The sequence below is a fragment of the Martelella lutilitoris genome (assembly GCF_005924265.1).
In the GTDB taxonomy this organism is placed as follows: Bacteria; Pseudomonadota; Alphaproteobacteria; order Rhizobiales; family Rhizobiaceae; genus Martelella; species Martelella lutilitoris.
The window spans coordinates 1-25,206 of the sequence record NZ_VCLB01000006.1 but is presented as its reverse complement, the minus strand read 5'-3'; the positions used below and the strand labels follow the sequence as shown (position 1 = coordinate 25,206).

The 25,206-nt window shown below is 62.2% G+C and carries 24 protein-coding genes; 19 read left to right on the top strand and 5 right to left on the bottom strand.

The window, feature by feature from the left end; translation table 11 throughout:
* Positions 1 to 313: 313 nt before the first annotated feature.
* Complete coding sequence (gene rpsT, locus FF124_RS11225) at positions 314 to 580, bottom strand: 30S ribosomal protein S20 (protein WP_138748589.1); 267 nt, start codon at positions 578 to 580, stop codon at positions 314 to 316.
* A gap of 302 nt (positions 581 to 882) precedes the next feature.
* Between rpsT and FF124_RS11220 the strand changes: the two genes are divergently transcribed.
* The gene (locus FF124_RS11220) at positions 883 to 1,875 is read left to right on the top strand and encodes a 2-hydroxyacid dehydrogenase (RefSeq protein ID WP_138748588.1); all 993 of its coding nucleotides are present in this window, start codon (positions 883 to 885) and stop codon (positions 1,873 to 1,875) included.
* Positions 1,876 to 1,881: 6 nt separating this feature from the next.
* Here the strand turns inward: FF124_RS11220 and mutM are convergent, their stop codons facing one another.
* Positions 1,882 to 2,772: a bifunctional DNA-formamidopyrimidine glycosylase/DNA-(apurinic or apyrimidinic site) lyase gene (mutM, locus tag FF124_RS11215; RefSeq protein ID WP_138748587.1), complete on the bottom strand. Its 891-nt coding sequence runs from the start codon at positions 2,770 to 2,772 to the stop codon at positions 1,882 to 1,884.
* A 140-nt stretch (positions 2,773 to 2,912) separates the two neighbouring features.
* Between mutM and ubiE the strand changes: the two genes are divergently transcribed.
* The 12 genes from ubiE to FF124_RS11155 all read left to right on the top strand — a co-directional run bounded on the left by ubiE (position 2,913) and on the right by FF124_RS11155 (position 16,835).
* The gene (ubiE, locus tag FF124_RS11210; protein ID WP_138748586.1) at positions 2,913 to 3,689 is read left to right on the top strand and encodes a bifunctional demethylmenaquinone methyltransferase/2-methoxy-6-polyprenyl-1,4-benzoquinol methylase UbiE; all 777 of its coding nucleotides are present in this window, start codon (positions 2,913 to 2,915) and stop codon (positions 3,687 to 3,689) included.
* 9 nt (positions 3,690 to 3,698) lie between these two features.
* Positions 3,699 to 5,291 carry a 2-polyprenylphenol 6-hydroxylase gene (gene ubiB, locus FF124_RS11205; protein WP_138748585.1) on the top strand — a complete coding sequence of 531 codons (1,593 nt, stop codon included), beginning with the start codon at positions 3,699 to 3,701 and terminating at the stop codon, positions 5,289 to 5,291.
* A 225-nt stretch (positions 5,292 to 5,516) separates the two neighbouring features.
* Positions 5,517 to 6,812 carry an RsmB/NOP family class I SAM-dependent RNA methyltransferase gene (locus tag FF124_RS11200; protein ID WP_138748584.1) on the top strand — a complete coding sequence of 432 codons (1,296 nt, stop codon included), beginning with the start codon at positions 5,517 to 5,519 and terminating at the stop codon, positions 6,810 to 6,812.
* A 151-nt stretch (positions 6,813 to 6,963) separates the two neighbouring features.
* On the top strand, positions 6,964 to 8,250 hold the full coding sequence (locus tag FF124_RS11195; RefSeq protein ID WP_138748583.1) for an imelysin family protein: 1,287 nt from the start codon (positions 6,964 to 6,966) through the stop codon (positions 8,248 to 8,250).
* A gap of 61 nt (positions 8,251 to 8,311) precedes the next feature.
* Positions 8,312 to 9,841 (top strand): di-heme oxidoreductase family protein, encoded by a 1,530-nt coding sequence (locus FF124_RS11190; protein ID WP_138748582.1) that lies wholly within the window; start codon positions 8,312 to 8,314, stop codon positions 9,839 to 9,841.
* Positions 9,842 to 9,855: 14 nt separating this feature from the next.
* A complete protein-coding gene (locus FF124_RS11185) occupies positions 9,856 to 10,944 on the top strand; it encodes an imelysin family protein (protein WP_246072381.1) in 1,089 nt (362 codons plus the stop codon).
* A 5-nt stretch (positions 10,945 to 10,949) separates the two neighbouring features.
* Entirely contained in the window at positions 10,950 to 12,038 is a 1,089-nt protein-coding gene (locus tag FF124_RS11180) for a DUF1513 domain-containing protein (RefSeq protein WP_138748581.1), read from the top strand.
* A 43-nt stretch (positions 12,039 to 12,081) separates the two neighbouring features.
* On the top strand, positions 12,082 to 12,537 hold the full coding sequence (locus tag FF124_RS11175) for a TspO/MBR family protein (protein WP_138748580.1): 456 nt from the start codon (positions 12,082 to 12,084) through the stop codon (positions 12,535 to 12,537).
* Positions 12,538 to 12,598: 61 nt separating this feature from the next.
* Positions 12,599 to 13,051: a PaaI family thioesterase gene (locus FF124_RS11170; RefSeq protein ID WP_138748579.1), complete on the top strand. Its 453-nt coding sequence runs from the start codon at positions 12,599 to 12,601 to the stop codon at positions 13,049 to 13,051.
* Complete coding sequence (locus tag FF124_RS11165) at positions 13,052 to 13,681, top strand: 5'-methylthioadenosine/S-adenosylhomocysteine nucleosidase (protein ID WP_138748578.1); 630 nt, start codon at positions 13,052 to 13,054, stop codon at positions 13,679 to 13,681.
* A gap of 37 nt (positions 13,682 to 13,718) precedes the next feature.
* Positions 13,719 to 15,284, top strand: coding sequence for a glutamine-hydrolyzing GMP synthase (guaA, locus tag FF124_RS11160; RefSeq protein WP_138748577.1), 1,566 nt, complete (start codon positions 13,719 to 13,721; stop codon positions 15,282 to 15,284).
* A 294-nt stretch (positions 15,285 to 15,578) separates the two neighbouring features.
* Positions 15,579 to 16,835, top strand: coding sequence for a tyrosine-type recombinase/integrase (locus FF124_RS11155; protein ID WP_138748576.1), 1,257 nt, complete (start codon positions 15,579 to 15,581; stop codon positions 16,833 to 16,835).
* On the opposite strand, the gene FF124_RS11150 is transcribed toward FF124_RS11155, so the two are convergent.
* Together FF124_RS11150 and FF124_RS11145 are read right to left on the bottom strand one after the other, a co-directional pair.
* On the bottom strand, positions 16,801 to 17,076 hold the full coding sequence (locus tag FF124_RS11150) for a helix-turn-helix transcriptional regulator (protein ID WP_138748575.1): 276 nt from the start codon (positions 17,074 to 17,076) through the stop codon (positions 16,801 to 16,803). The two genes, FF124_RS11155 and FF124_RS11150, sit on opposite strands and share 35 nt — an antisense overlap.
* A gap of 204 nt (positions 17,077 to 17,280) precedes the next feature.
* Positions 17,281 to 18,513 carry an MFS transporter gene (locus tag FF124_RS11145; RefSeq protein WP_138748574.1) on the bottom strand — a complete coding sequence of 411 codons (1,233 nt, stop codon included), beginning with the start codon at positions 18,511 to 18,513 and terminating at the stop codon, positions 17,281 to 17,283.
* Positions 18,514 to 19,013: 500 nt separating this feature from the next.
* Here FF124_RS11145 and FF124_RS11140 point away from each other — a divergent pair, with 500 nt between their 5' ends.
* The 3 genes from FF124_RS11140 (at position 19,014) to bioB (ending at position 21,308) form a co-directional block, all read left to right on the top strand.
* Positions 19,014 to 19,682 carry a GntR family transcriptional regulator gene (locus FF124_RS11140; protein ID WP_138748573.1) on the top strand — a complete coding sequence of 223 codons (669 nt, stop codon included), beginning with the start codon at positions 19,014 to 19,016 and terminating at the stop codon, positions 19,680 to 19,682.
* Between the two features lie 82 nt (positions 19,683 to 19,764).
* The gene (locus FF124_RS11135; RefSeq protein WP_138748572.1) at positions 19,765 to 20,322 is read left to right on the top strand and encodes a biotin transporter BioY; all 558 of its coding nucleotides are present in this window, start codon (positions 19,765 to 19,767) and stop codon (positions 20,320 to 20,322) included.
* Positions 20,319 to 21,308 carry a biotin synthase BioB gene (gene bioB, locus FF124_RS11130; RefSeq protein WP_138748571.1) on the top strand — a complete coding sequence of 330 codons (990 nt, stop codon included), beginning with the start codon at positions 20,319 to 20,321 and terminating at the stop codon, positions 21,306 to 21,308. The genes FF124_RS11135 and bioB overlap by 4 nt, the downstream gene beginning before the upstream one ends.
* A gap of 1 nt (position 21,309) precedes the next feature.
* Here bioB and pdxR read toward each other — a convergent pair whose 3' ends face one another.
* Positions 21,310 to 22,725, bottom strand: a complete 1,416-nt coding sequence (gene pdxR / locus FF124_RS11125; RefSeq protein ID WP_138748570.1) for a MocR-like pyridoxine biosynthesis transcription factor PdxR — start codon at positions 22,723 to 22,725, stop codon at positions 21,310 to 21,312.
* 88 nt (positions 22,726 to 22,813) lie between these two features.
* Between pdxR and FF124_RS11120 the strand changes: the two genes are divergently transcribed.
* From FF124_RS11120 to pdxY, 3 genes are read left to right on the top strand one after another with little or no spacing between them, the layout of a single operon-like run.
* Positions 22,814 to 23,512, top strand: coding sequence for a glutamine amidotransferase (locus tag FF124_RS11120; protein WP_138748569.1), 699 nt, complete (start codon positions 22,814 to 22,816; stop codon positions 23,510 to 23,512).
* On the top strand, positions 23,509 to 24,189 hold the full coding sequence (locus FF124_RS11115) for an MOSC domain-containing protein (protein WP_138748568.1): 681 nt from the start codon (positions 23,509 to 23,511) through the stop codon (positions 24,187 to 24,189). The genes FF124_RS11120 and FF124_RS11115 overlap by 4 nt, the downstream gene beginning before the upstream one ends.
* Complete coding sequence (gene pdxY, locus FF124_RS11110; protein ID WP_138748567.1) at positions 24,186 to 25,031, top strand: pyridoxal kinase; 846 nt, start codon at positions 24,186 to 24,188, stop codon at positions 25,029 to 25,031. Before FF124_RS11115 ends, pdxY begins: the two co-directional genes overlap by 4 nt.
* Positions 25,032 to 25,206: the final 175 nt, after the last annotated feature.

Here is a 25,206-nt window from a genome sequence, read left to right as displayed (position 1 = left end):
CGATTTTGACTCGCCGGACACGCCCGCAAAAGAATCGCTTTTGAATCAATTAGATTCAGAAAGTGCTCAATTTTCCGAGCCGATTCGAGGCCGAAAAAATAAAATGACTTGACGCCTTTTGGAGATGCAAATTCAGGCCGAAAACGGTGGAAATGTGACCTTCCTCCCGCAACCTATTGAAAATGCGTTATAAAAATCGTCATTTTTGTGACATCTGGCTGAAACGCCATTGTCATGAAGGGCAAGCCTATGAAGAAAAACAAAAAACCCGGCCAGTGGCCGGGTTTCTCGAAAAACGGATGCGAATTCGGTCTCAGGCGTTCAGTGCCTTGACCCGCTGAGCGAGGCGCGAAACCTTCCGCGAAGCCGTATTGCGGTGCAGGACGCCCTTGCTGGCGGCGCGAGCGATTTCCGGCTCGGCGGCCTTCAGCGCTTCCTGCGCCTGATCAAGGTTGCCGGCTGCGAGCGCCTCTTCAACCTTTCGTACGAAGCCGCGGACACGCGAGCGGCGGGACTTGTTGATGGCGGTACGGCGGGCCATTTTGCGCGTCGCCTTTTTCGCCGAAGTTGTATTGGCCATATAAGTCTCTCTTCGAATGTGGTCGCAAGCTCCGGCATCGGCGGCGCGCCGTCATGGCTCTAGTCGCTTTTCTGCCGGGAGCAATCGATGAAGCTTTTCAGCTTTCAACACTGTGGTGCGGGCATATAAAGGCAAACGCGCTGTCCGTCAACGTCGAATTGTCGAAAACCGTTTGTCTGTGACCGGTCTTTGCCCTGCGGCGTCCGGTACCGTTGCCATTATGCCGTCTCGCTCTAGAATTCAATCGCGAGAGGAAATTATCCGGCTCCGTTCCGGCGGGCCCCAGCGAAACGGATGTAAAGATGCGTGTCACAGTCTTTTCGGCAAAGCCCTATGATGAGGAATTCCTCAAGTCCGCCAATGAGGGGCGCCATGACCTGGTGTTCACCGAGGCGCCGCTTCATGCCCCGACGGCCAAGCTTGCCGCCGGTTCGAAGGCCGTCTGCGCCTTCGTCAATGATGATCTCGGCGCCTCGACCCTGTCGGAACTGAAGGAGGCCGGGGTCAAGCTCGTTGCGCTCCGGTGCGCCGGTTTCAACCGGCTCGATCTGACGACCGCCGATCATCTGCAGATGGCGACCGCCCGGGTGCCCTCCTATTCGCCCTATGCCATTGCCGAACACACGCTGGCGCTGGTGATGACGCTGAACCGCAAGATCCATCGCGCCTATAACCGGGTGCGGGAGGGCAATTTCGCGCTCAACGGGCTTCTGGGCTTCGACCTGCACGGCAAGACGGTCGGCGTGGTCGGGACCGGCGGGATTGGCCGCAATGTGATGCGGGCCTTTTCCGGCTTCGGCTGCAAGATCCTCGCCTTCGATCCCTATCCCAATGACGAGGCCATCGCGCTCGGTGCGCGCTATGTCGACAAGGACGAATTGCTGGAGCGTTCCGAGATCATCACGCTGCACTGCCCGCTGACGCCGGAAACGCGGCACTTCATCGACGAGAAAGCCATCGACGCCATGCAGCGCTGCAAGATGCTGGTCAATACGAGCCGCGGCGGCGTGATCGATACGCTCGCTGTCATCGAGGGGCTGAAGTCGGGGCGAATCGGCGCTCTGGCACTCGATGTCTATGAGGAAGAAGAGGACCTGTTCTTCCGCGACCTCTCTTCCACCGTCATCCGTGACGATATTTTCGCCCGGCTTCTGACTTTTCCGAATGTGCTGATCACCGGCCATCAGGGCTTCTTTACCGCGGAGGCGCTCTACAACATCGCCCATACCACGATCGCCAACATCACCGCCTTTGAGGAAAAAGGCGCGGCGCTGCATCCGATCGAGCGGCGATAGAGAGCGCTAGCCTTTCTGGCAGGCCGGACAATAGAAGGTCGAGCGGCCGGACTGGACGGCGCGGGCCACCGTGCCGTTGCAGTCCGCGTGCGCGCAGGGCGCGCCGGTCCTGTCGTAGACGGAAAAGGAATGCTGGAAATAGCCGAGTGTGCCGTCGGTCTTGCGGTGATCGCGCAGCGTCGAGCCTCCGGCCTCGATGGCTTCGGCGATGACGGCGCGGATCGCGGGCACCAGGGTTTTCAGGCCCTCTCGCGGCCTTCCTGTCGGCGTAACCAGGTGGCCGGCACTACGAAACGGCGAAAGCCGCGCCCGCCAAAGCGCCTCGCAGACATAGATATTGCCGAGGCCGGCGATGTTGCGCTGGTCGAGCAGCGCGGTCTTGATGGCTTGCGTCTTGCCGGCAAAGCGCGCGGCGAGGAACTCGGCATCGAGGCTGTTGCCGGTCGGCTCCGGTCCAAGGCCGGCAAAGCTTGGTTCGGCTTCCAGTTCGGCCTTGCGCGCAAGCTTGATGAAGCCGAAGCGGCGCGGATCGTTGTAGACAATGCGTCGTGCCGGCGCGCCGCTCAGTTCGATGATCACATGGTCATGCAGCGCGTTGACGCTGCGGGGCGCATGAAACCGGCCCGGCAGGTGGGCATCGTCTTCCTCCTCGACCCGCCACGAGCCCGACATGCCGAGATGGGCGATGACGGTCATGCCGTCATCGAGGTCGATCAGCAGGTATTTCGCCCGCCGCCCCAGTGCGACAATGGTCCTGTTCTCCACAGTCTTGACAAGGTTTTCTGGGAAGGGAAAGCGAAGATCGGACCGGTTCAGCACCAGTTTTTCGATCCGGCGGCCCTCCATGGCAGGCGCCAGTCCGCGACGGACGGTTTCGACTTCGGGCAGTTCCGGCATCTTATTTTAAGCCTTTGGCGTTTCGCTTTATTCCGTTTCGGTTTATAGCCGCACTGTCGGCGGGCGGCAGCAATAGCGCAAGGCTTCGGCTTTCGCTATGGTCGCCTTAAAAATCAATCGGGTAACAGATAGGTGCGAACATGGCGGAAAGCCGGACCGGCGCAAACGGCGGCATGGAAACCTCCTTTGGTTTCAGGGATGTGGCCGATGGCGAAAAGCAGCCGCTCGTCAACGACGTGTTTCACAAGGTCGCCAAGCGCTACGACATGATGAACGACCTGATGTCGGCGGGCCTGCACCGCGCCTGGAAGGACGGCATGGTGAGCGCGCTCAACCCGCCGCCGAACCCTGATTACCGCGTGCTCGACGTGGCAGGCGGCACGGGCGACATCGCCTTTCGCATCGTCAAGGCCTCGCGCGGCCTGGCGCAGGCCACGGTGCTCGACATCAACGGCTCGATGCTCGCCGTCGGCGAGGAACGGGCCGCGAAGAAGGGGATTTCCGATAATCTGACCTTCGTCGAGGCCAATGCCGAGGACCTGCCCTTCGACGACAAGAGCTTCGATGCCTATACGATCGCGTTCGGCATCCGCAATGTGCCGCATATCGACAAGGCATTGTCGGAAGCCTACCGCGTGCTGAAGCGCGGCGGGCGGCTTCTGGTGCTGGAGTTTTCCGAGGTCGAGGCGCCGATCCTCGACAAGGTCTACGAGGCCTGGTCCTTCCATGCCATTCCGCTGGTCGGCAAGGCGGTCGCCGGCGACGGCGAGCCTTACCGGTATCTGGTCGAATCGATCCGCAAGTTCCCGAGCCAGACGGATTTTGCCGCGATGATAGAGCGCGCCGGCTTTTCGCGCGTCAAGTTCACCAATTATTCGGGCGGCATTGCTGCCCTTCACTCAGGCTGGAAGCTTTAGGCACGGCTCATGGGCGCGTTACGATCCTATCTCAATCTGCTCGGCGTTGGCTGGGTGCTGGCCCGCGAAGGCGTGATCAACGCGCTGCCCTCGGAGGGCCTGCCGGCCTATGCGCGGCTGGTGAAGGCGTTGCTCGTGCCGTTTGCCCGGCCAAGCGCGCGCAAGAAGGACCGTTCCGACAGACTCAGCAAGGCGATATCGCGGCTCGGCCCCTCCTATGTGAAGATGGGCCAGTTTCTGGCAACGCGCCCCGATGTGGTCGGCGATGGTTTTGCCAACGATCTGGCGCAGCTGCAGGATCGCATGCCGTTCTTTTCGGTCGGGGCGTCGAAGGCGACCATCCGCAATTCGCTCGGTCGCCCGGTGGAGGAACTCTACACATCGTTTGGCGATCCGATTGCCGCCGCCTCGATCGCGCAGGTGCATCCGGCGGAGGTGGTCGATCGCGACGGTCGCCGGCAGAAGGTTGCCGTCAAGGTGATCCGCCCCGGTATCCGACAGCGGTTCCAGGAAGACCTCGGCGCGATGTATCTGGTCTCGCGCATGCAGGAGCGCTTCATCCGGTCCAGCCGGCGGCTGCGCCCGGTCGACATCACCCGCACGCTGGAGCAGACCACCAAGATCGAGATGGACTTGCGGCTCGAGGCGGCGGCCATCTCCGAGATGACGGAGAATACGGCCGAGGATCCCGGCTTCCGCCTGCCGAAGGTGGACTGGGAGCGCACAGGCCGCGATGTCGTCACCATGGAATGGATCGACGGCGTCAAGATGTCGGACCTCGAAGGTCTGAAGAAGGCCGGGCATAACCTGGAGGAACTGGCGGTCACGCTGATCCAGTCTTTCCTGCGCCATACGCTGCGCGACGGTTTTTTCCATGCCGACATGCATCCCGGCAATTTGTTCGTTGACAATGAGGGCATGATCGTCGCCGTCGACATGGGCATTGTCGGCAGGCTCGGAAAGAAGGAACGACGGGTCCTCGCCGAAATCCTGTACGGCTTCATCACCCGCGATTACATGCGCGTCGCGGAAGCCCACTTCGAGGCGGGCTACGTTCCCTCGCACCACAACAAGGCGTCTTTTGCCCAGGCGATCCGCGCCATCGGCGAGCCGATCCACGGCCAGTCGGCCGAGACGATCTCCATGGGCAAGCTTCTGACGCTGCTGTTCGAGATCACCGAAATCTTCGAGATGTCGACGCAGACGCAGCTCATCAACCTGCAGAAGACCATGGTGGTGGTCGAGGGCGTGTCGCGCATGCTCGACCCGCATTTCAATATGTGGAAAGCGTCCGAGCCCGTGGTTGGCAAGTGGATCGAGGAAAATCTCGGGCCGAAACGCGTGCTCGCCGATATGCGCGAGGGTATGCACGCGGTGCTCAAGATCGCCGAGGCGATCCCGGAAATAGCCGACAAGACGGAGAAATTCCACAACGAAATCATTGCCATGAGCGAGAAAGGCCTGCGCTTTGACGAGGGCACGGCCGAGGCGATCGGCCGGGCCGAGGCACGGCATACGCGGTCCGGTCGGGTGGCGCTGTGGCTGATTGCGGCGGTGATGATCTATCTCGGTATCGTGGCGTCATTCGTGTGGCTGGGGTAGGGCGATGGTTCCGATCAGCGTGCCGCATGGCTCCCTTCAATCTCCCCCTTTGAGGGGGAGATGTCGCGACAGCGACAGAGAGGGGCATGGGCATAGGCCGCAAGCGCCGCTATCAGCGAGAAGGTTCACCCCCCTCTGCCCCTTTCGGGGCATCTCCCCCTCAAGGGGGGAGATCGACTGGACACGGCAGGCAGGTCGCGTTCACACAGTCCCGGAGCAAAACTGATGCGCATCGGCGGGCGTCTTCAAGGCGCGATCGAAATTCTGGCGGATGTCGAAGAGCGGCGGCGGCCGATTGCCAATGCGCTGAAGGACTGGGGCACGGCGCATCGCTTTGCCGGGTCCGGCGATCGTGCTGCCATCGGCAATATCGTCTATGATGCGCTGCGGCTGAGGCTGTCCCACGCCTGGCTCATGGATGACGACAGCCCGGCGGCGCTGGCCCATGCCGTCCTCTTCCGCCAGTGGGGCATTGCGCCGGAAGCGCTTGCCGAGCGGCTGGATGGCGACAAGTTCGCGCCCGTGCCCTTGTCCGAAGCCGCTCTCAAGGCCTTTGCCAGCCGCAATCTTGCCGATGCGCCGGATGATGTGCGCGGCGACCTTCCCGAATGGATCCTGCCGGCTTTCAAGCGGAATTTCGGCGAGAACTGGCTGGCTGAAGCCGAGGCGCTGAACCTTCGCCCGCCGCTGGATTTGCGCGTCAACACGCTGAAGGCAACGCGCGAGAAGGTGCTGAAGGCGCTTTCCCGCAGCGGCGCAGGCGAGGGCGGCATCGCGCCCGAGGCGATCCGCATTCCGCCCGGAAGCGGGCCGGACCGGCTGCCCAATGTCACCGCCGAGCTTTCTTTCCAGAAGGGCTGGTTCGAGGTGCAGGACCAGGGCTCGCAGATCGTGGCGAAACTGGTCGGGGCGAAGGCCGGCGATCAGGCGCTTGATTTCTGCGCGGGCGGCGGCGGCAAGACGCTGGCGCTGGCAGCCGCGATGGAGAATGCCGGGCAGGTGCACGCTTATGACGCCGACCGCACCCGGCTTGCGCCGATCATCGAGCGGCTGAAGCGGGCGGGCACGCGCAATGTACAGGTCCACGACGCGCTGGACGGGCTTTCCGGCCTTGAGGCGCGGTTCGATCATGTTCTGGTCGACGCACCCTGCACGGGCACCGGCACCTGGCGCCGCCGGCCGGACATCAAATGGCGGCTTTCGGAGAAGAACCTCGAGGAGCGCACCGCCCAGCAGGCCGAGGTGCTTGTCGATGCCGCGCGCTTCGTCAAGCCGGGCGGGCATCTGGTCTATGTCACCTGTTCGCTTCTGCCGGCGGAAAATCAGGATCAGATCACGCGGTTTCTGCAAGGCGAGACCGGCAGCAGCTTTGCGACCGTCGATATAGATACCGTCTGGTCCGCCGTGTTTCCCGGCGTCGAGGCGCGGCCTCATCTCTCCGGTTCCGGCTTTGCCACGCTGACGCCGGCTGCGACCGGCACGGACGGGTTCTTCTGTGCAATTCTGGTCCGGAAATCCTGAATTCAACGCGTCGGGTTGACGATCATCAAGGCCGGTATGCGGCCTTTCTGCTTATTGTCCGTTCAATAACTGGATTATTTGACACAAGTTTGTTTTTCCTTCATGTAGGCCGCGATCAACCAAGCGTGAACTCATTGAAGGAGAGGGATTCATGAAACGCACGACAACCATGCGCGTTGCGCTTTCCGCTTTTGCGGCCTCGACCGCTCTTGCGGCCATGCCGGCCTTTGCGGCGGACGTGACGCCGGAAGAGGTCGTCAAGCATTATGCCGATGTCGCCCATGCCAAATATCAGGACAGCCTGACGACGGCGCAGGAACTCGACAAGGCAATCCAGGCCTTCATCGAGGCCCCGAGCGAAGAGACGCAGGCCGCCGCCAAGGAAGCATGGATTGCCGCCCGCGTTCCCTACCAGCAGACCGAGGTCTACCGCTTCGGCAATCCGGCCGTTGACGACTGGGAAGGCAAGGTCAATGCCTGGCCGCTGGACGAGGGCCTGATCGATTACGTCGATGCCTCCTATGGCATGGAAAGCGACGAGAACACGCTCTACACCGCCAATGTAATCGCCAATCCGCAAATCGAGATCAACGGCGAGCCGGTCGATGCCAGCGAGATCACGCCGGATCTTCTGGCCAACACGCTGCATGAGGCCGGCGGTATCGAGGCCAATGTCGCGACCGGGTATCACGCCATCGAATTCCTGCTCTGGGGCCAGGACCTGAACGGCACGGATGCCGGCGCGGGCGAGCGCTCCTACACGGATTATCTTTCGGGCGATGATTGCACCAACGGCAATTGCGACCGCCGCGCGGAATATCTTGCCGCCGCCTCCGAACTGCTGATCTCCGATCTGGAAGACATCGTGGCTGCCTGGGAAGAAGGCGGTGAAGCCTATGCCTATGTGACCGAGGATCCGACACGCGGCGTTGCCGCCATCCTGACGGGCATGGGCTCGCTCTCCTATGGCGAGCTCGCCGGCGAGCGCATGAAGCTCGGCCTGCTGCTGCATGATCCGGAAGAAGAGCATGATTGCTTCTCCGACAACACCCACGCCTCGCACCTGAACGATGTCATCGGCATCCTGCAGGCCTATACCGGCGACTACGTTCGCGTTGACGGCACGGAAATGTCCGGCGCATCGGTATCCGATCTGGTTGCCGCCAAGGATCCGGCGCTTGACGAAGAGATCAAGGCGAAGCTCGTTGACACGGTCGAGGCCATGGAAGCCATGGCGTCGCGCGCCGAGAATGTCGAGGCCTATGACCAGATGATCGGCGAAGGCAATACGCAAGGCAACGCCACCGTTCAGGCAGCCATTGACGGCCTGATCGCGCAGACGCCTTCGATCGAGCGTGCGATCGCGGCGCTGGAACTCGGCCAGATTGACCTGGAAGGCTCCGACAGCCTGGACAATCCGGACGCCGTCTTCCAATAAGAACAGCAACGGCGGGGCCCGCGCGCATTGCGGGGCCCGTCCTCTTTTGATGTGAAAGACCATGACGATACGGTATTCGAGAACTCTTCCTCTGGCGGCGCTTGCCGCCTTGTTCGGTTTTGCGGCGTTGGCTCAGGACTGGCCGCTGCCCAAGACGCGCGATGATCTCGATGCCAAGGACAAGGCCCGTGTGGAAAAGGTCACCGAGCCGACGGACGACTTCTCCAAGGCCGAACGCTTCGAGACCATGCAGGGCGGGGCGGCGACCACCAGGGCCACCGTCAACCGCGATGTGTTTTCCAAATCCTCCGCCAATATCACCTTCGCCGAGGAAGAGACCTTCAAGCTCGGCAATGCGCTGTTCCGCAAGTTCTGGGTTTCCTCGCCATCGTCGACTCAGGCCTCCGACGGGCTCGGTCCGCTGTTCAACGCGCGCTCCTGCCAGAGCTGCCATTTGAAGGACGGGCGCGGCCATCCGCCGGAGGGCGACAGCGATGCCACCTCGATGTTCCTGCGTCTGGCGCGGCCCGCCCGCACGCCGGAGGAGCAGGCGCGCATCGACAGTTACGAGACGATCAACTTCCCCGATGAGGTCTATGGCGGCCAGTTCCAGGACTTCGCCGTGCCCGGCCTTTCCGCCGAAGGTCATATGAAGATCGATTATACGGAAAAGCCGGTGACGCTTGGAGACGGCACGGTCGTGTCGCTTCGCGAGCCGACCTATAGCGTGACGGATCTGGCCTATGGCCCGATGGGCGAGGACACGACGCTCTCGCCGCGTATTGCCAACCAGATGATCGGCATGGGGTTGATTCAGGCGATCCATCCGGCCGATATCCTGTCTCAGGCCGATCCCGATGACGGGGACGGCGACGGCATTTCCGGTCGTCCGGCGATCGTCAGCGATCACAGGACCGGCGAGATCAAGCTCGGCCGCTTCGGCTGGAAGGCGCAGAATGCCAGCGTGCGCGACCAGTCCTCCGGCGCCTTTTCCGGCGATATCGGCATTTCCTCGCCGGACGCGCCGAACCATTGGGGCGATTGCTCCGAGACGGAGGCCGACTGCCTGGCAATGCCGCACGGCGCCCAGGTACGGCTCGGCGAGACCGAGGCGCCCGACCCGGTGATGGAGCTGGTGACTTTCTACTCGGAAAATCTCGCCGTGCCCGCCCGTCGCGATGTCGACGACCCGGAAGTCCTGCGCGGCAAGCAGGTGTTCTATGAGGCCGGCTGCACGTCCTGCCATACGCCGAAATACGTCACCAGCCGCGATGCGGAAAATCCCGCCCATCGCTTCCAGCTGATCTGGCCCTATTCCGATTTCCTGCTGCATGACATGGGCGAGGGACTTGCCGACCATCAGCAGGTTGGCGTTGCCGATGGCTATGAATGGCGCACCGCGCCGCTCTGGGGCACCGGGCTGACGGAGGTTGTCAGCGGCCATTCCTTCTTCCTGCATGACGGAAGGGCGCGCAACCGCACCGAGGCGATCCTCTGGCATGGCGGCGAGGCTGAAGAAGCGCGCGACAATTTCGCCAACGCCTCGAAAGAGGATCGAGACGCACTGATCAAATTCCTGGAATCGCTTTGAGACATGGAGTTGTTGTGAGACATCTTGCCGGAACCGTTGTCGCCGTCCTTCTTGCCTTGCCGCTGGGAACCGGCAGTGCGCGGGCCATGAACGAGGACGCCGTGCCGATGGTACTGGAAAAGGCCGTCGACGGTTTTATCCGTCCCGGCTATCACGCCTTCGAGCAGGCCTCCGGCGCCATGGCCTCGGCAATGGGCGCCTTCTGCGCCACGCCGGACGAGGCGACCTATGGGGAAGCTGAGGCGGCTTTTGACGAACTGGTCGGCGCATGGTCGCATATCGAGATCCTGAGAACGGGCCCGGTCATCGATGACCACCGGTTCGAGCGCATTCTCTTCTATCCCGACCGCAAGAGCATCGGCCTGAAACAGGTGCAGGCGGCGATCATCGAAGCGGACGAAAGCGCGGCCGATCCCGACTACCTGCCGGAAAAGAGCGTCGCCATGCAGGGCCTGCTGGCGCTGGAATTCGTTCTCTTCGGCACGCAATACGAGACGATGTTCGATGAGCCGGAGACCTATCGCTGCCGTTACGGCGCGGCGATTGCCGAGAATATCGATGATATTGCCGACGCTTTGGCGGAAGAGTGGGACGCGCCCGATGGCGTCGCTGCCCACTGGAAGAATCCGGGGCCCGACAACCCGCTGTTCCGCACGAATGACGAGGCAATGACGGCGCTGCTTGGCGTGCTGGTGCACGGCATGGAGACCGTGCGCGACTACCGGATCGAGTATTTCTATCGCGGGGAGGAGGGCCCGAATATTCCCACCCGCGCGATCTACTGGCGTTCGGAAAATACCTGGCCGTCGATTCTCGCCAACCTGGAGGGACTGCAGGATCTGTTGAACACGTCCGATATGGCTGCGCTTCTGGACGAAGACGTGCGCTCCATCGTCTCCTCGATCAACTTCCTGTTTGCCTCGGTCGAGGGCGTTGTCGGCGACATGAACCCCGACATCGAGGTCGTGCTCTCCGATCCGGACCAGCTTGCAAAGCTTGATTACCTGCTGATCAACACCAAGGACCTGATCCTCAGGCTCAACGACCGCTATGGCGGCGCGATCGGGCTTGGGGCGGGCTTTTCCTTCTCCGACGGGGACTGACGCGCATGCGCTCGCCGCTTGTCGATCGCCGCCATTTCATGAAGGCCGCGGGCGTTGCCTTTCTCGCGAGCCTCGCGCCGCAGGCGGCCTTCGCGCTGTCGCGCGCCGACGCGGTCTATGCCACCGGCATCCGCAGGCCCGACCGCAGTTTCGCGCTGGCGCTGATGAGCGAGGCGGGTGATTTCATCGCCGAGATCGAACTGCCCGACCGCATCCACGGTCTCGCCGCTTCGCCCGCAACGGGGGAGGTCGCGGCCTTTGCCCGCCGGCCCGGCACCTTCATCCTGGTGTTTTCACCGGATGGCAGCAGCGGCCAGTTCCTCATCAATTCCGTTGCCGACCGGCATTTCTACGGTCATGGGACGTTTTCGCCGGATGGCCGGTTTCTCTATGCCAGCGAGAATGATTTCGAAAACCGCCGCGGCGTGATCGGCATTTATGATCGCCGCGATGGCTATCTCAGGGTCGGCGAGTATTCGAGCTATGGAATCGGTCCGCATGATCTGGCGGTCTCGCCGGACGGACGCTTTCTCGTGGCGGCCAATGGCGGCATCGAGACCCATCCGGATTTCGGCCGCACCAAGCTCAATCTCGACCATATGGAGCCGTCGCTGGCCCTGATCGATGCGGCGTCCGGCACGCTTGTCGAAAAACATGCGTTGCCCGCCGATCTCAGCCAGCTCTCGACCAGGCATCTGGCAATTGGTGCCGAGGGGCGCGTCTGGTTCGCCTGCCAGTATGAAGGCCCGCGCAATGCGCTGCCGCCGCTCGTCGGCCGATTTTCCCCCGGCGAGGCGCTCGCCTTTGCCGATCTGCCGGAGGATATCACCATCGGGCTTGGCAATTATGTCGGCGCCATCGCCTACAACCCGCGCGACGGGCTGATCGGCCTTTCTTCGCCGAAGGGCCAGGGGTTGGTCGCAAGCCTTGACGAGGCGACCGGTCAGACGCGTTCTTCGCGCGTTCTAGCCGATGCGGCGGGCATTGCTGCTGCAGACCATGGCTTTGCTGTCGGCACCTATGGCGGGGCGTTCAAGGGGCGCCATCATGATGTCGCTTTCGATCAGCATATCCAGCGGCTGAATGAGCAATAAACCGGCTGGACAACAGGGTTCTGCGCGCTAAATCATTGTCGCCATGAAAAACATCTTCATCCATGCTGTCTTCATTGTCGGCGTCGTCATCGCCGGTTTCATTGTCGGTATCGTCAATGTGCCGGGTGAATGGTATCAGTCGCTCGCCAAGCCGTCCTTCAATCCGCCGAACTGGGTGTTCGCGCCCGCCTGGAGCCTGCTCTATGTGCTGATCGGCTGGGCCGGCGCGCGGCTTTTCATCGCCCGGCCGCAAACCTCCGGCGCGCTGACGCTGTGGACCGCGCTTCTGGTCTTGAACCTTGCCTGGTCGCCGCTCTTCTTTGGCATGGAAATGCCGGCCGCGGCGCTCGTGGTCGTGGTCGCGCTTCTTGCCGGCATCCTTCTGTTTATCGCCCGCACATGGGGCAAGGATCGTCCGTCGGCTCTGCTCTTCATCCCCTATGCGGCCTGGGTCGCCTTCGCGACCTTGCTTAACGCCTCGATCGTTTACCTCAATTGATCTTTCCCGCTTGTTGGGAATAGGCGACCGTGCCAATCTTCGGCGCAAGACGAGGTGAGGCATGGCGAATTTCGAGCACGGCGATTTTCACGCCCGGATCATGAACAGTTTTGCGAGCCAGGGCGCGATGGAGATGCTCGGGGCGGAGCTGACCCGCATCAGCCACGGCGTGGTCGAGATCGAATTGCCATTCGACCAGAAGCTGACGCAGCAGCACGGCATCCTGCATGCGGGCGTGATCGCGACCGGGCTCGAGACCGCCTGCACCTATGCCGCCTATACGATGATCGACACCGACGCCTCGCTGCTCACCATCGAGTTCAAGGTCAACCTCCTGTCGCCCGGCCGGGCAGGACGGTTCCTGTTTCGCGGCGAGGTGACGAAGCCCGGCACAAACATCATCGTCACCGATGGACGCGGCTATGCCGTGGGCGATGACGGCCCGGCCAAGCTGATTGCCTCCATGTCCGGCACATGCATGGTCGTGCGCGACCGGGAAGGGTTTCAGGACTAGATGCTCGATCAGGTAGGCGGAAAGGACGTTCTCTTCGTCATGGCGGCCGAGGCCGAATATGGCGAAAGGCTGAAGGCGCGGATCTCGCCGCTGATGGCGGGCGTCGGCCCGGTCGAGGCCGCGATCTCGCTGACCAAGGCGCTCACCGTCTTTGCCGCGGCGGGCAGGCTGCCGGCGCTCGTCGTGTCGCTCGGTTCGGCCGGTTCGGCCACGCTCGAGCAGACGGAAATCTATCAGGCCGCCTCGGTTTCCTTTCGCGACATGGATGCCTCGCCGCTCGGCTTCGAGAAAGGGCGGACGCCGTTTCTGGATATTCCGGCCGAGGTTCCGCTGCCCTTCACGATTCCCGGCCTGCCGTCTGCGCGCCTTTCGACGGGCGCCAATATCGTCTCCGGCGCGGCCTATGATCTCATAGACGCCGAGATGGTCGACATGGAGACTTTTGCGCTTTTGCGGGCCTGTCAGGTCTTCGGCGTGCCGCTGGTCGGCCTCAGAGGCATTTCCGATGGCCGCGAAGAGCTCAAACATGTCAATGACTGGACGCAATATCTCCATATCATCGATGAAAAACTCAGTCATGCCGTCGATCGGCTGGAAAGCGCCATTGAAACGGGCGCGATTCCCCTCTAAACGCAGCTTTTAGCTTTCATCGAGCGGAAGGCCTCCCATGACCGCAGACATCTCTCATCCCGATTCCGTCCTGATCATCGATTTCGGCAGCCAGGTCACGCAGTTGATCGCGCGTCGCGTGCGCGAGACCGGCGTGTTTTGCGAGATCGTGCCGTTCCAGAAGGCCGAGGAAGGGTTCGAGCGGCTGAAGCCCAAGGGCGTGATCTTCTCCGGCGGTCCGGATTCCGTCACGCGGGACGGCTCGCCGCGCGCGCCGCAGGCCGTGTTCGACAGCGGCGTGCCGATCCTCGCCATCTGCTACGGCCAGCAGACGATGTGCCTGCAGCTTGGCGGGACAGTGGAGGGCGGCCATGCAGCGGAGTTCGGCCGCGCCGATGTCGAGATCCTGAAGGCCTCGCCGCTGTTCGAGGGCATCTGGGAGGTCGGCAGGAAATATCCGGTGTGGATGAGCCACGGCGACCGCGTCACCCGCGCGCCGGAAGGGTTCGAGGTGATCGGCGTCTCGCCGCATGCGCCCTTTGCCATCTGCGTCAACGAAGAAAAGCGCTACTACACCACCATGTTCCACCCGGAAGTGGTGCACACGCCCGATGGCGGCCGGCTGCTTTCCAATTTCGTGCACAAGATCGTCGGCCTGAAATCCGACTGGTCGATGGCGGCCTACCGCGCCGAAATGGTGCAGAAGATCCGCGATCAGGTCGGCGACAAACGCGTGATCTGCGCGCTGTCCGGCGGCGTCGACTCATCCGTTGCCGCACTCCTGATCCACGAGGCGGTCGGCGACCAGCTCACCTGCATCCTCGTTGACCACGGGCTGATGCGCAAAAACGAGGCCAATGAAGTGGTCGCGATGTTCCGCGAGCACTACAATCTGCACCTCATTCATGTCGATGCGGTCGACCGTTTCGTCGGCGAGCTCGAGGGCGTCGCCGATCCGGAAACCAAGCGCAAGATCATCGGTCGCCTGTTCATCGAGACCTTCGAGGACGAGGCGAAGAAGCTCGGCGGCGCGGATTTCCTCGGCCAGGGCACGCTCTATCCCGATGTGATCGAAAGCGTGTCCTTCTCGGGCGGCCCCTCGGTCACCATCAAGTCGCACCACAATGTCGGCGGCCTGCCCGAGCGCATGAACATGCAGCTTGTCGAGCCGCTGCGCGAACTGTTCAAGGACGAGGTCCGCGTGCTCGGCAAGGAACTCGGTCTGCCGGATTCCTTCATTGGCCGCCATCCCTTCCCGGGGCCGGGCCTTGCCATCCGCTGCCCCGGCGGCGTGACCAAGGAGAAGCTCGACATCCTGCGCGAGGCCGACGCGATCTATCTCGACGAAATCCGCAAAAACGGCCTCTACGACGTGATCTGGCAGGCCTTCGCCGTGCTTCTGCCGGTGCAGACCGTCGGCGTGATGGGCGATGGCCGCACCTATGAATATGTCTGTGCACTGCGCGCCGTGACCTCGGTCGATGGCATGACTGCCGATTTCTACCACTACGACATGAACTTCCTCGGCAAGGCCGCCACCCGCATCATCAACGAAGTCCGCGGCATCAACCGCGTCGTCTACGACGTGACGTCGAAGCCGCCGGGCACGATCGAGTGGGAATGATTCAGGCCCATCCGAACGCCGCCGATTTTGCGATGAAATGCGATCTAACTAACTGAAAATAAAAATAAATTCCTTCTATGCCTATCGACATCTATCGGTGGGCATAGATCGCGTTTGGCAGCCTCGCTGACGGGCCTCGCCCCCATTGATCAAACGGAAAAACGAAAGTACCGTCAGGAGAAATGAGGCTCGTGACGGTACTTTTTTTGATATAAGGTGCTGAATTAAAAGCGTTTTCGACGCCGACAGCCTCCAAAAACCGTGCGACGGTACTTTTCCGCGAGGAGGCCCGAAATGTTGACCGATGCAGCACTTAAGTGTTTGAAACCAAAAGCCAAAATGTACAAGGTATCCGATCGTGACGGCATGTATGTGCGCGTCATGCCGTCGGGTGCCATCTCGTTCAGGCTCGACTATCGGCTGAACGGCAGGCGAGAGACCGTCTATCTCGGTAGGTATGCCCGTGACGGGATATCGCTCGCCAGGGCTCGCGAGTTATGCATCGACGCGCGGCGTGCGATCGCCGAAGGGCGGTCTCCCGCCATCGAGAAGCAGCGGGAGAAGCGCCGGATCAAGGAAGCAAAGAGCTTCGGCCAGTTCGGCGAGAAATGGCTGACCAATGCGACCATGGCCGACAGCACGCGTGCGATGCGTCGCTCCATCTTCGAGCGCGAACTGATGCCCGTCTGGCGCAATCGTCTTCTGACGGAGATCACGCCTGATGACCTGCGTGCCCACTGCGGCAAGATCGTCGAACGAGGTGCGCCAGCGACCGCCATCCATGTGCGGGATATCCTGAAGCAGATCTACAGCTATGCCATTCTGCACGGCGAGAAGGTCGTCAATCCGGCCGATGACGTCGGTCCGGCCTCAATCGCCACCTTTACGCCGAAAGACCGCGCATTGTCGCCTGCCGAGATACGCATCATGTTCAAGCAACTCGAGCATGTCGCGACGCTGCCAACGATCCGCCTCGGTATGAAGCTCTTCCTCCTGACCATGGTCCGAAAGAGCGAGCTGCAGGACGCGGTGTGGGACGAGATCGATTTCGACAACGCTGTCTGGACGATACCAAAGGAACGCATGAAGCGGGCGAAGCCGCACAATGTCTACCTGTGCCGACAAACGTTGGACATCATGATTGCGCTCAAGACCTGCTCCGGCAACTCCCGATATCTTTTGCCGTCCCGGTACGACGCTGATGCTCCCATGTCCCGCGCGACCTTTAACCGTATCACCTACGCTGTCGTCGCACAGGCCAAGAAGGAGGGGTTGCCGCTGGAGCCGTTCACCGTGCACGATCTGCGGCGCACCGGGTCGACGCTGCTAAACGAATTGGGCTTTAACAGCGATTGGATCGAAAAGTGCTTGGCGCACGAGGACGGGCGCTCATCGCGCGGCGTTTACAACAAGGCCGAGTATGAAGTGCAGCGCCGGCATATGATGCAGCAGTGGGCAGATACTGTGGATGCCTGGATCGATGGCCGGAAGTATGCTCCCACGCTTTTGCCGCAAGCTATGCCCTTGATGGAGCTTGATCCTGCCCTTTGACGGGGCGGATTTTACGCTTGTTGACATCGGGGTGTTGGGCGCGTCGGATTGGCGCAGCCCGCCGTGCCATCAGCCAAGCCTCGACCTCGGCCAAGTCCCAAACGATACAACGTGGCGAGAGTGCAAACCGGCGGGGAAACTCGCCACGCTGCTCCATTTCATAAATGGTGCTGTCAGCCAGAGGGACCATTTCACGTAGCTGCTGGCGCCGAATCGTTCGACGAAAATTTGGAGTATTCATTCTATGTCCTCCGATCATCATGAGAACCATAGAAAGCGATAGAAGCTGAATGTGAAAAGTCCTTGCAGGCGCTTGTGCGGTAATATCGCGCTATGTCGTGCAAATCGGATTGGTCTTTGAAGAAACGCCTCCCATAACCGTCCCCGCAGTTATGCAGCCCGCCTGTCACGTTCCCAGCCGTCTTCTCGATCGTATGATGTGTAATTAATTCGATCCCGAAAGGTCGAGGGGCTTTGATTGCTCGGCCGAGACCGGTCGCGAAAGGAAGCCATCAATCAACGTCAGAGTTATTCCAACAAAAAGCCCCATACCCAACACCAATATGAGGGAAATATTTTCGCCGCGATCGATTGAACGTGTTGCTGCGGGGAGCACTGCGAAAATTGTCACGTTATTTAGCGTTTCAGCAAAAGCAAGTACCATGCCTTTGCTATGCCCAGATCGCTCTGCCAATATCGTTGTACTGCTTGGCGCACCGGCGCCGAGTGCAAATCCCCATAGGACTAGGCAAGTTACGGCCGCGATGAAAGGGAGAGCGACTGTGGTGAAGGCTGCGATCGACAGCGCAAGTAATGCAGTTATCGCGATGAGTGACATTTCTTCTCTGCCGCACATGCGGCGTATCCAGCCCGCAGACAGATTTCCGATGCCTAAACCGAAACCAAACGCGGTGACCGTGACGCCAATCTCTGCTGTGTTCAAGTTGTAGCGTTGCTTGAGCATCTCCCCCGAGAGTAGGAAAGCGGCCACGCCTGTCCCATTCCAGGCGCCCTTGGCTATCAGCGGTCGCATTACATTCCATTTCTTCATCCAATGAAGATGCACTGTAGTTCTGGCGAATGAGGGTGAATAATTACCGGGGGCCGTTCTGGAACCGATAATGAACGCCAAAACGCATCCGCTTGCGCTCATGAGAAAAGGCAGTCGCCAACCAGCCCATTCGGTGAGCACGCCTGCGAGGGCTGGACCCAGCGCAATGCCGAACGTCATTCCAAGCATGACGAGGCCCATCGCACCAGCCTGCCTTTCCCTGGGGACGATTTCGGAAACCAGGGCGAACGCCGTCGGAATGATTACAGCAGACGCTAGCCCACCGAAGACTCTGAGAACCATTGCAATTTCGATAGTCGGAGAAAATGCAATTCCTATTCCATCGATAGCAAAGGCCAGAAGTGCCAGGAGTAGGAAGCGAACACGGTCGATACGGTCTGAGAGATATCCCAGAATAGGAGCCGCCAAAGCGTAAGTGAAGGCGTAGCCGGAGATTAGCCACGAGGCACGAGCCGGAGACGTGCGGAATGCCTCAGCTAGCGGTCCAAGCATCGCCGAAAGCATGAACTCGCTTGCGCCGACGAAAAAAACCGCCAAGGCTAGTATAGCGAGAAAGGGTCTATGCTGGTTGGAGCTTTCCGACGTCTTTTCTGATGTCGTTACCATTGATCTTTTGCTCTCTTTGAAGCTGTTTCAGGCATGAATACGTCTTCGCGATCGCGATCGCGTTTGGGCGGGATGAATTGACGGAAGGGGGAGGGGGCGCGAGAGGGATCTCGCGACAAGGCCAGATAGATCGATATCCTATCTGGATCGGCTCAGAAATGTTTGTGAGTATATCGACGAAAAGCAGGTAAAATTAGCTGCCCACGCTGGTCCGCGTTCCGATACAAGTCTTCGTATAAGCCGACCTTAGTGCTGCTGTCAACGCGCTGAGGTCGAAACAGTGGTCCCGGGCCTCTCCTTGGGTTGCTTGCCGCCAGAATGGGCGACGTTAGCCGCAGGTGTTGAGAAATAGCATATCAAGGTGCCCGATAGCGCGGCCGACGATCACGGTCGAATGCTTGCGCGTCAACAACTGGAAGCCAGTTCGCCGCTCACCACACCTCAGGTCCAATTCGGCCACAAACGTCGACTTCATACGTGACATCGATTATCTATAATCTATGACCAAAGAGACAGACGAGACCATTTCCGACCGGATCGCGCGTATTCTCGCGGATCGGATCATATCCGGCGCAATACGGCCCGGCGCGCGGTTGCGGCAGGATCATGTCGCGGCGGAGTTCAGCGCCAGCCACGTACCGGTGCGCGAGGCCTTTCGTGCGTTGCAAAAGCAGGGGCTTGCGGAGAGCGAGCCCTGGCGCGGGTTCCGCGTCACCGAATTCGATATCGCCGAATTGCGCGAGGTCGCCGAAATGCGGGCGAGCCTCGAATCGCTCGCCCTGCGTCATGCCGCGCCAAACCTGACGCGGGCAATTCTCGATGAGGCGGAAAAGGTTACCCGGCATGGCGATCGCGCCGGCAATGTCCGGGACTGGGAGGCCGCGAACCGCAGGTTTCATCATCTGATCCTCACGCCGTGCCACATGCCGCGCCTGCTGCGCACGATCGATGACCTGCAGGCGGCGAGCGCACGCTTCCTGTTTGCCGCGTGGCGCAGCGACTGGGAGGCGCGCACAGACCACGACCACCGTGCCATCCTCGATGCCCTGCGGAAGGGCCAGACCGAGTTTGCCTGTTCAACCCTGGCACGCCATGTCGGCTGGATCGGCAAGCGCAAGCCGACATCAAAAAATGCCGACCTCAGAGAGACTTATGAGATTCCTGGATGATTATCTATAATCTGTATTGAACGCATGAAGATATCTCCGGAATTATAGATAGCGTCGAAACCTATCTTCGGAGACCAGCCTCATGGCTTTGCTCAACCCCACCCTGACCCGCCCGGCATCGCTCTGGCGCGGTGTTGCCCTCACGCTCTTCGGCGCTGTGCTGATCACGATCGGCGCCAAGGTGCAAATCCCGTTCTGGCCCGTGCCGATGACTTTGCACACGTTCGCGGTGTTCTTTCTGGCCGCGGCGCTCGGTCCCCGGCTCGGTTTTGCAGCAATGGCTGCCTATCTTGGCGCGGGAGCAATGGGACTGCCTGTATTTTCCGGCTCGCCGGAGCGCGGGATCGGACTTGCCTACATGGCGGGGCCGACCGGCGGCTATCTCATCGGCTATCTGCTCTCGACCCTCGTGATCGGGAGGCTGGCCGAAGGCAACGGCCCGATGCGGCTGGCGCTGGCGATGCTCGCCGGTCTCGCCGTGGTCTATGCCTGCGGCCTGGCGTGGCTCGCATTGTTCGTGCCGGCCTCCGGCCTGATCGCAGCCGGCTTTGCGCCGTTCATCCTCGGCGACCTGATCAAGATCGCGCTGGCGGTTACGCTCGTCGCCGGCCTCGGTCGCCTGAAAGGCCGCGCGGCATGACCGGCGCAAAGATCAGAACCGACTGGACCATGGACGAGGCGCGGGCGATCCACGCCCAGCCCTTTGCGAACCTGATTCACCGGGCGCAGACCGTGCATCGCGCCCATTTCGACCCGACCGCGATCGAGACGGCGAGCCTCCTCAGCATCAAGACCGGCGGCTGCCCCGAGGATTGCGGCTATTGCTCGCAATCGGCCCATCACAAGACCGGCGTGAAGGCGACGAAGCTGATGGCGACCGACGATGTGCTGGAAGCCGCCCGGCGCGCGAGGGACGCGGGCGCGCAGCGCTTCTGCATGGGCGCTGCCTGGCGCAGTCCCAAGGACCGTGACATGGACAGGCTCTGCGCCATGGTGCAGGGCGTCTCGGAACTCGGGCTCGAAACCTGCATGACGCTCGGCATGCTGAAACCGGATCAGGTGGCGCGGCTGAAGGCGGCCGGGCTCGATTTCTATAACCACAATATCGATACCTCGCCGGACTATTACCGCGAGATCGCCACCACGCGGACGATGGCGGACCGGCTTGAGACGGTCGAGCATGTCCGCAGGGGCGGCATCAGGGTCTGTTGCGGCGGCATCGTCGGCATGGGCGAGACGGAAGAGGATCGCATCGCCATGCTGGTGACGCTCGCGACCCTGCCCACCCATCCCGACAGCGTGCCGGTCAACCTGTGGAACGCAGTCGAGGGCGTGCCGGTGCAGGAAACCGCAAGGCCGGTCGATCCGTTCGCGCTCGTCCGTCTCGTGGCGCGCGCGCGCATCCTGATGCCGGCCTCCGTGGTGCGGCTCTCCGCCGGTCGCACGGGGATGAGCGATGAGTTGCAGGCGCTCTGCTTCCTTGCCGGCGCGAATTCCATTTTCGTTGGCGATCAGTTGCTGACGACCGGGAACCCCGCGGCTTGGAAGGACCGCGACCTGTTGCAACGGCTTGGCATGCATGTGGCGCCCGCCAGACCGCAAGGCTCCGCCATGGCGGCCGAATAGTTCAATCGGGCAGGCTTCGGGCAAGGATATTCACCGCCCGGGCAATCTGCCCCTCGTCAAGCGCCGCATAGCCGAGACGAAGGGCCTGCGGTGCGGCGCGATCAAGGGCGAAGCGTGTTCCGGGCAGCAGCGCAAGCCCGGCCGCACCGGCCCGCTCCGCCCAGGTGTCGGCGGAGACATTCTCGCAGTGCAGCCACAGCGCCAGCCCGCCCGCAGGCCGATCGAAGAAGATCCGCCCGCCCAGATGCGCCGACAGAGCAGACGCCAGAACGTCGCGCCGGGCACGGTAAATGCGACGGGCCTTCCGCGCATGGCGGCCGAGATCGCCGTCGCGGATCAGGTCCGCCAGCGCGGCTTCAAGCGGCGCGTCGCCCTGCCGGTCGATGGCCGCACGGGCGGCCGCCATGCGGCCGAGCAACGGCTCCGGAGCCATGGCATAGCCAAGACGAATACCGGGCGAGAGCAGTTTGGAGAGCGAGCCCACATAGATCAGCGACAGGCCTGCCGGGGCCCGGGCCGCAAGCGGCAGGATCGGGCGCCCCTCGAAGCGGTACTCGTGATCGTAGTCATCCTCGATCAGCGTGATGCCGTGACGCTCGACGGTGTCCAGAAGCTGCAGCCGCCGCGCCGCGCCCATGGTGACCGTGGTCGGATACTGGTGATGGGGCGTGACATAGACTGCCGCGATGCGTGGATCGTTTTCAATCGCCACCTCAAGGGCGGCGACCGACAGCCCGCCCGCATCGACGGGAATGCCAAGCACGGCAGCGCCCGCGGCCCGGAAGGCCTCCCAGGCCAGCGGGTAGCCGGGTTCTTCCACGGCAATCGCCTGACCGGGCTTCACTGCCGCCCTGGCCGCCAGGAACAGCGCCATCTGGCTGCCGCGCGTAATCAGCAGCCGTGCCGGATCGGCAACCACGCCCCGGTCCAAGGCGAGGTAGGACGACAGCGCGTGACGCAGGACCGGCGTGCCCCGGGCATCGCCATAATCCGCGCCGCCGCGGAAGGCCGGAGACAGCAATGCCCGGCGAAAGGCGCGCGCCAGCGCCTTGTCCGGCACCAGCCTGGGATCGGGAGCGCCGTCGCTGAAGGCGAGATGCGGGCGGGCGGTTGCGGGCTCTCGGGGCACGGACACCGAAACCGGCTCCGCCATGCTGTCGGGCAGATCCTCGGCGACGAATGTGCCGCGCGCGGGCTCGGCATGGAGCCAGCCCTGCGTCATGAGCTCTTGGTAGGCGGCGTCAACCGTATTGCGGTGAACGCCGAGCTCGCGCGCCAGGGCCCGCGTCCCGGGCAGACGGGCCCCGGGCTTCAGGCGGCCACGCATGATGTCGCGGGTGATCGCGTCGGCAATCGCCAGAAACAGCGGGCCCGCGGGCTCCTTCTCGATATCCAGCGCAAGCGGTTCCGATGCCATGGCAACCGGCCTATCTAAAGTTTCAAAACTGGCTCTTTTGTTTAGGCCGGATATTCGCGAGACACATGGAAAAATGCAAGAGGCCCTCATGTCGAAATCCGCCCTGATCCTGCGCCATCTCGCTTTCGAGGACCTTGGCAGCTTTGGCCCGGTGCTTGAGGAAGAAGGCTACCGGCTCAACCATGCCGAAGCTGGAATCGATGCCTTGCCGGTGTCGCTCGGCCCCGATCTCGTGGTGGTGCTCGGCGGCCCGATCGGGGTGAATGACACGCAAGCCTATCCCTGCGTGAAGACAGAGCGCGACTGGCTGGCCCCGCGTCTGGCCGCCCGCCGCCCGACGCTCGGCATCTGCCTTGGCGCGCAGCTCATGGCGGCGGCGCTGGGCGCGAAGGTCGCCCCGATGCCCCGCAAGGAAATCGGCTTTACCGCCCTGACGCTGACGGAGGCCGGCATCAACAGCCCGCTTCGTCACCTGCGGGATGTGCCCGTTCTCCACTGGCACGGCGAAGCCTTCGATATCCCGGATGGTGCGGACAGTCTCGCAGGAACTGCAGCCTGCGCGACGCAGGCCTTTGCCATGGGCCCAACTGTTCTGGGGCTGCAATTCCACCCCGAAGCAGGCGAACTGCCCGCCTTCGAGCGCTGGCTCATCGGCCACAGTGTGGAACTGGCTCAGGCCGGCATCGACCCGGCCAGCCTGCGTCGCGACGCCATCGCGCATGGTCCGGCGCTGAGGCATGCCGGCCAATCCATGTTGCGGGCATGGCTGCAGGACTTGCCGGCATGACCATGATCACCCTTCTGACCGGGCGCGCCAGACCGCTGGCGGGAAGCGACGCGCAAAGCGGCATCATGAAGGCGCCGGTGACGGGGCCGCTTCGCCTCGGCCCTGAAGGGTTCGAAGGCGACGAGCAGGCGGACCGACGGGTTCACGGCGGCGTCGAAAAGGCGGTGCATCATTATCCGCTGGATCATTATCCGCTCTGGCGAGAAGAACTCGGCGATCTGCCGGTACTTGCCGATCCCGGCGGATTTGGCGAGAACATCTCGGCATCCGGTCCCACCGAAAACACCGTCGCCGTGGGAGATGTTTTCCGGCTGGGTACGGCACTCCTGCAGGTCTCGCAGGGGCGGCAGCCCTGCTGGAAACTCAATCATCGCTTCGAGGTACGCGACATGTCCCGACGTGTGCAGCAGAGCGGCCGCACCGGCTGGTATTATCGCGTGCTGGAAGACGGACTCGTGAAGACGGGGGATCGGCTTCAACTGGTGGACCGCGTCGCGCCGGACTGGACGCTCCACCGGCTCTGGCATGCGCTTTATGTCGACCGGCTGAACCTGAACGAACTGAAGGGCATCGCAGCCCTCGACGTGCTGGCCGAAGGCTGGCGGAAATACGCGGTCCGGCGGCTCGAGAGCGGCCGGGTGGAAGATTGGCGCAAGAGACTGGACGGCGCTCCATGACCTCTCCTCCCTTCGTGATATCGATCCAGAGTCAGGTCGTGTTCGGCCATGTCGGCAATTCCGCAGCCGTGTTTCCGATGCAGGCCGCCGGACTCGAGGTGGCGGCGATCCCGACGGTCATCTTCTCCAACACGCCCGACTATCCGACGTTGCGTGGCCGGGCGCTGCCGCCGGAATTCTTCTCGGACCTGTTGCAGGGCGCACGCGAGCGCGGCCTGCCGGAGCGCGCGGATTTCATCCTGACCGGCTATATCGGCTCGCTCGACGTGGCGCTGATGGTCGCGGATTTCGTGGCCGAGGCCAAGGCCGTCAATCCGCGCCTTGTCTATCTCTGCGATCCGGTGATGGGCGACACAGGCCCCGGCCTCTATGTGCCGGAGGCCATTGCCGACGTCATGCGCGACCGATTGCTGCCGATGGCCGACATCGCGACGCCGAACCCGTTCGAACTGAGCTGGCTGACCGGGCAGCCGATCGCGACCATGGCGGACCTCAAAGCCGCGCGAGCCTTTCTCCGCATCGCGCCGGAAGCCCATCTTATCGCCACGGGGTGCACGCTCGAAGATACGCCCGCCGGCCACATTGAAAGCGTCGTGCTCGGAGCCGCCGGCGCAAGCCGTCATCCGGTGGAGCACCTGCCGGTCGCGCTTCCAGGAACCGGCGATCTGTTCGCCGGGCTGATCGTCGCGGGGCTCGCGCGCGGATTTCCCCTGACGCAGAGCGTCGAGGCAGCGCAGCGCCTCACATCGCGCGCGCTGGACCACGCCCGTGCCCTCGGCGCCGGCGAAGTGGTGTTGAGCGAACCGGATTTCCGTCGCGAACTTCTGACGCTCGGTTTTTGAATGAGGATTATTTCATCTGAACTGAGAAGAATTCAGTGTTCACTGAGGTGAATTAGGCGGTGTGGACGGATTGCCGCAGTTTGAAGAAATGGGATTCCCCGGCTGAGCGTTGTCTGATTCATGGGATGTCGACTGATTGGAGGTCGACATGAGCACGAAGATGACAGAGGACGAC

What these genes read in the sequence shown, in the direction of transcription:
- rpsT (WP_138748589.1), bottom strand. Translation starts at nt 580, where the DNA reads ATGGCCAATACAACTTCGGCGAAAAAGGCGACGCGCAAAATGGCCCGC.
- FF124_RS11220 (WP_138748588.1), top strand. Translation starts at nt 883, where the DNA reads ATGCGTGTCACAGTCTTTTCGGCAAAGCCCTATGATGAGGAATTCCTC.
- mutM (WP_138748587.1), bottom strand. Translation starts at nt 2,772, where the DNA reads ATGCCGGAACTGCCCGAAGTCGAAACCGTCCGTCGCGGACTGGCGCCT.
- ubiE (WP_138748586.1), top strand. Translation starts at nt 2,913, where the DNA reads ATGGCGGAAAGCCGGACCGGCGCAAACGGCGGCATGGAAACCTCCTTT.
- ubiB (WP_138748585.1), top strand. Translation starts at nt 3,699, where the DNA reads ATGGGCGCGTTACGATCCTATCTCAATCTGCTCGGCGTTGGCTGGGTG.
- FF124_RS11200 (WP_138748584.1), top strand. Translation starts at nt 5,517, where the DNA reads ATGCGCATCGGCGGGCGTCTTCAAGGCGCGATCGAAATTCTGGCGGAT.
- FF124_RS11195 (WP_138748583.1), top strand. Translation starts at nt 6,964, where the DNA reads ATGAAACGCACGACAACCATGCGCGTTGCGCTTTCCGCTTTTGCGGCC.
- FF124_RS11190 (WP_138748582.1), top strand. Translation starts at nt 8,312, where the DNA reads ATGACGATACGGTATTCGAGAACTCTTCCTCTGGCGGCGCTTGCCGCC.
- FF124_RS11180 (WP_138748581.1), top strand. Translation starts at nt 10,950, where the DNA reads ATGCGCTCGCCGCTTGTCGATCGCCGCCATTTCATGAAGGCCGCGGGC.
- FF124_RS11175 (WP_138748580.1), top strand. Translation starts at nt 12,082, where the DNA reads ATGAAAAACATCTTCATCCATGCTGTCTTCATTGTCGGCGTCGTCATC.
- FF124_RS11170 (WP_138748579.1), top strand. Translation starts at nt 12,599, where the DNA reads ATGGCGAATTTCGAGCACGGCGATTTTCACGCCCGGATCATGAACAGT.
- FF124_RS11165 (WP_138748578.1), top strand. Translation starts at nt 13,052, where the DNA reads ATGCTCGATCAGGTAGGCGGAAAGGACGTTCTCTTCGTCATGGCGGCC.
- guaA (WP_138748577.1), top strand. Translation starts at nt 13,719, where the DNA reads ATGACCGCAGACATCTCTCATCCCGATTCCGTCCTGATCATCGATTTC.
- FF124_RS11155 (WP_138748576.1), top strand. Translation starts at nt 15,579, where the DNA reads ATGTTGACCGATGCAGCACTTAAGTGTTTGAAACCAAAAGCCAAAATG.
- FF124_RS11150 (WP_138748575.1), bottom strand. Translation starts at nt 17,076, where the DNA reads ATGAATACTCCAAATTTTCGTCGAACGATTCGGCGCCAGCAGCTACGT.
- FF124_RS11145 (WP_138748574.1), bottom strand. Translation starts at nt 18,513, where the DNA reads ATGGTAACGACATCAGAAAAGACGTCGGAAAGCTCCAACCAGCATAGA.
- FF124_RS11140 (WP_138748573.1), top strand. Translation starts at nt 19,014, where the DNA reads ATGACCAAAGAGACAGACGAGACCATTTCCGACCGGATCGCGCGTATT.
- FF124_RS11135 (WP_138748572.1), top strand. Translation starts at nt 19,765, where the DNA reads ATGGCTTTGCTCAACCCCACCCTGACCCGCCCGGCATCGCTCTGGCGC.
- bioB (WP_138748571.1), top strand. Translation starts at nt 20,319, where the DNA reads ATGACCGGCGCAAAGATCAGAACCGACTGGACCATGGACGAGGCGCGG.
- pdxR (WP_138748570.1), bottom strand. Translation starts at nt 22,725, where the DNA reads ATGGCATCGGAACCGCTTGCGCTGGATATCGAGAAGGAGCCCGCGGGC.
- FF124_RS11120 (WP_138748569.1), top strand. Translation starts at nt 22,814, where the DNA reads ATGTCGAAATCCGCCCTGATCCTGCGCCATCTCGCTTTCGAGGACCTT.
- FF124_RS11115 (WP_138748568.1), top strand. Translation starts at nt 23,509, where the DNA reads ATGACCATGATCACCCTTCTGACCGGGCGCGCCAGACCGCTGGCGGGA.
- pdxY (WP_138748567.1), top strand. Translation starts at nt 24,186, where the DNA reads ATGACCTCTCCTCCCTTCGTGATATCGATCCAGAGTCAGGTCGTGTTC.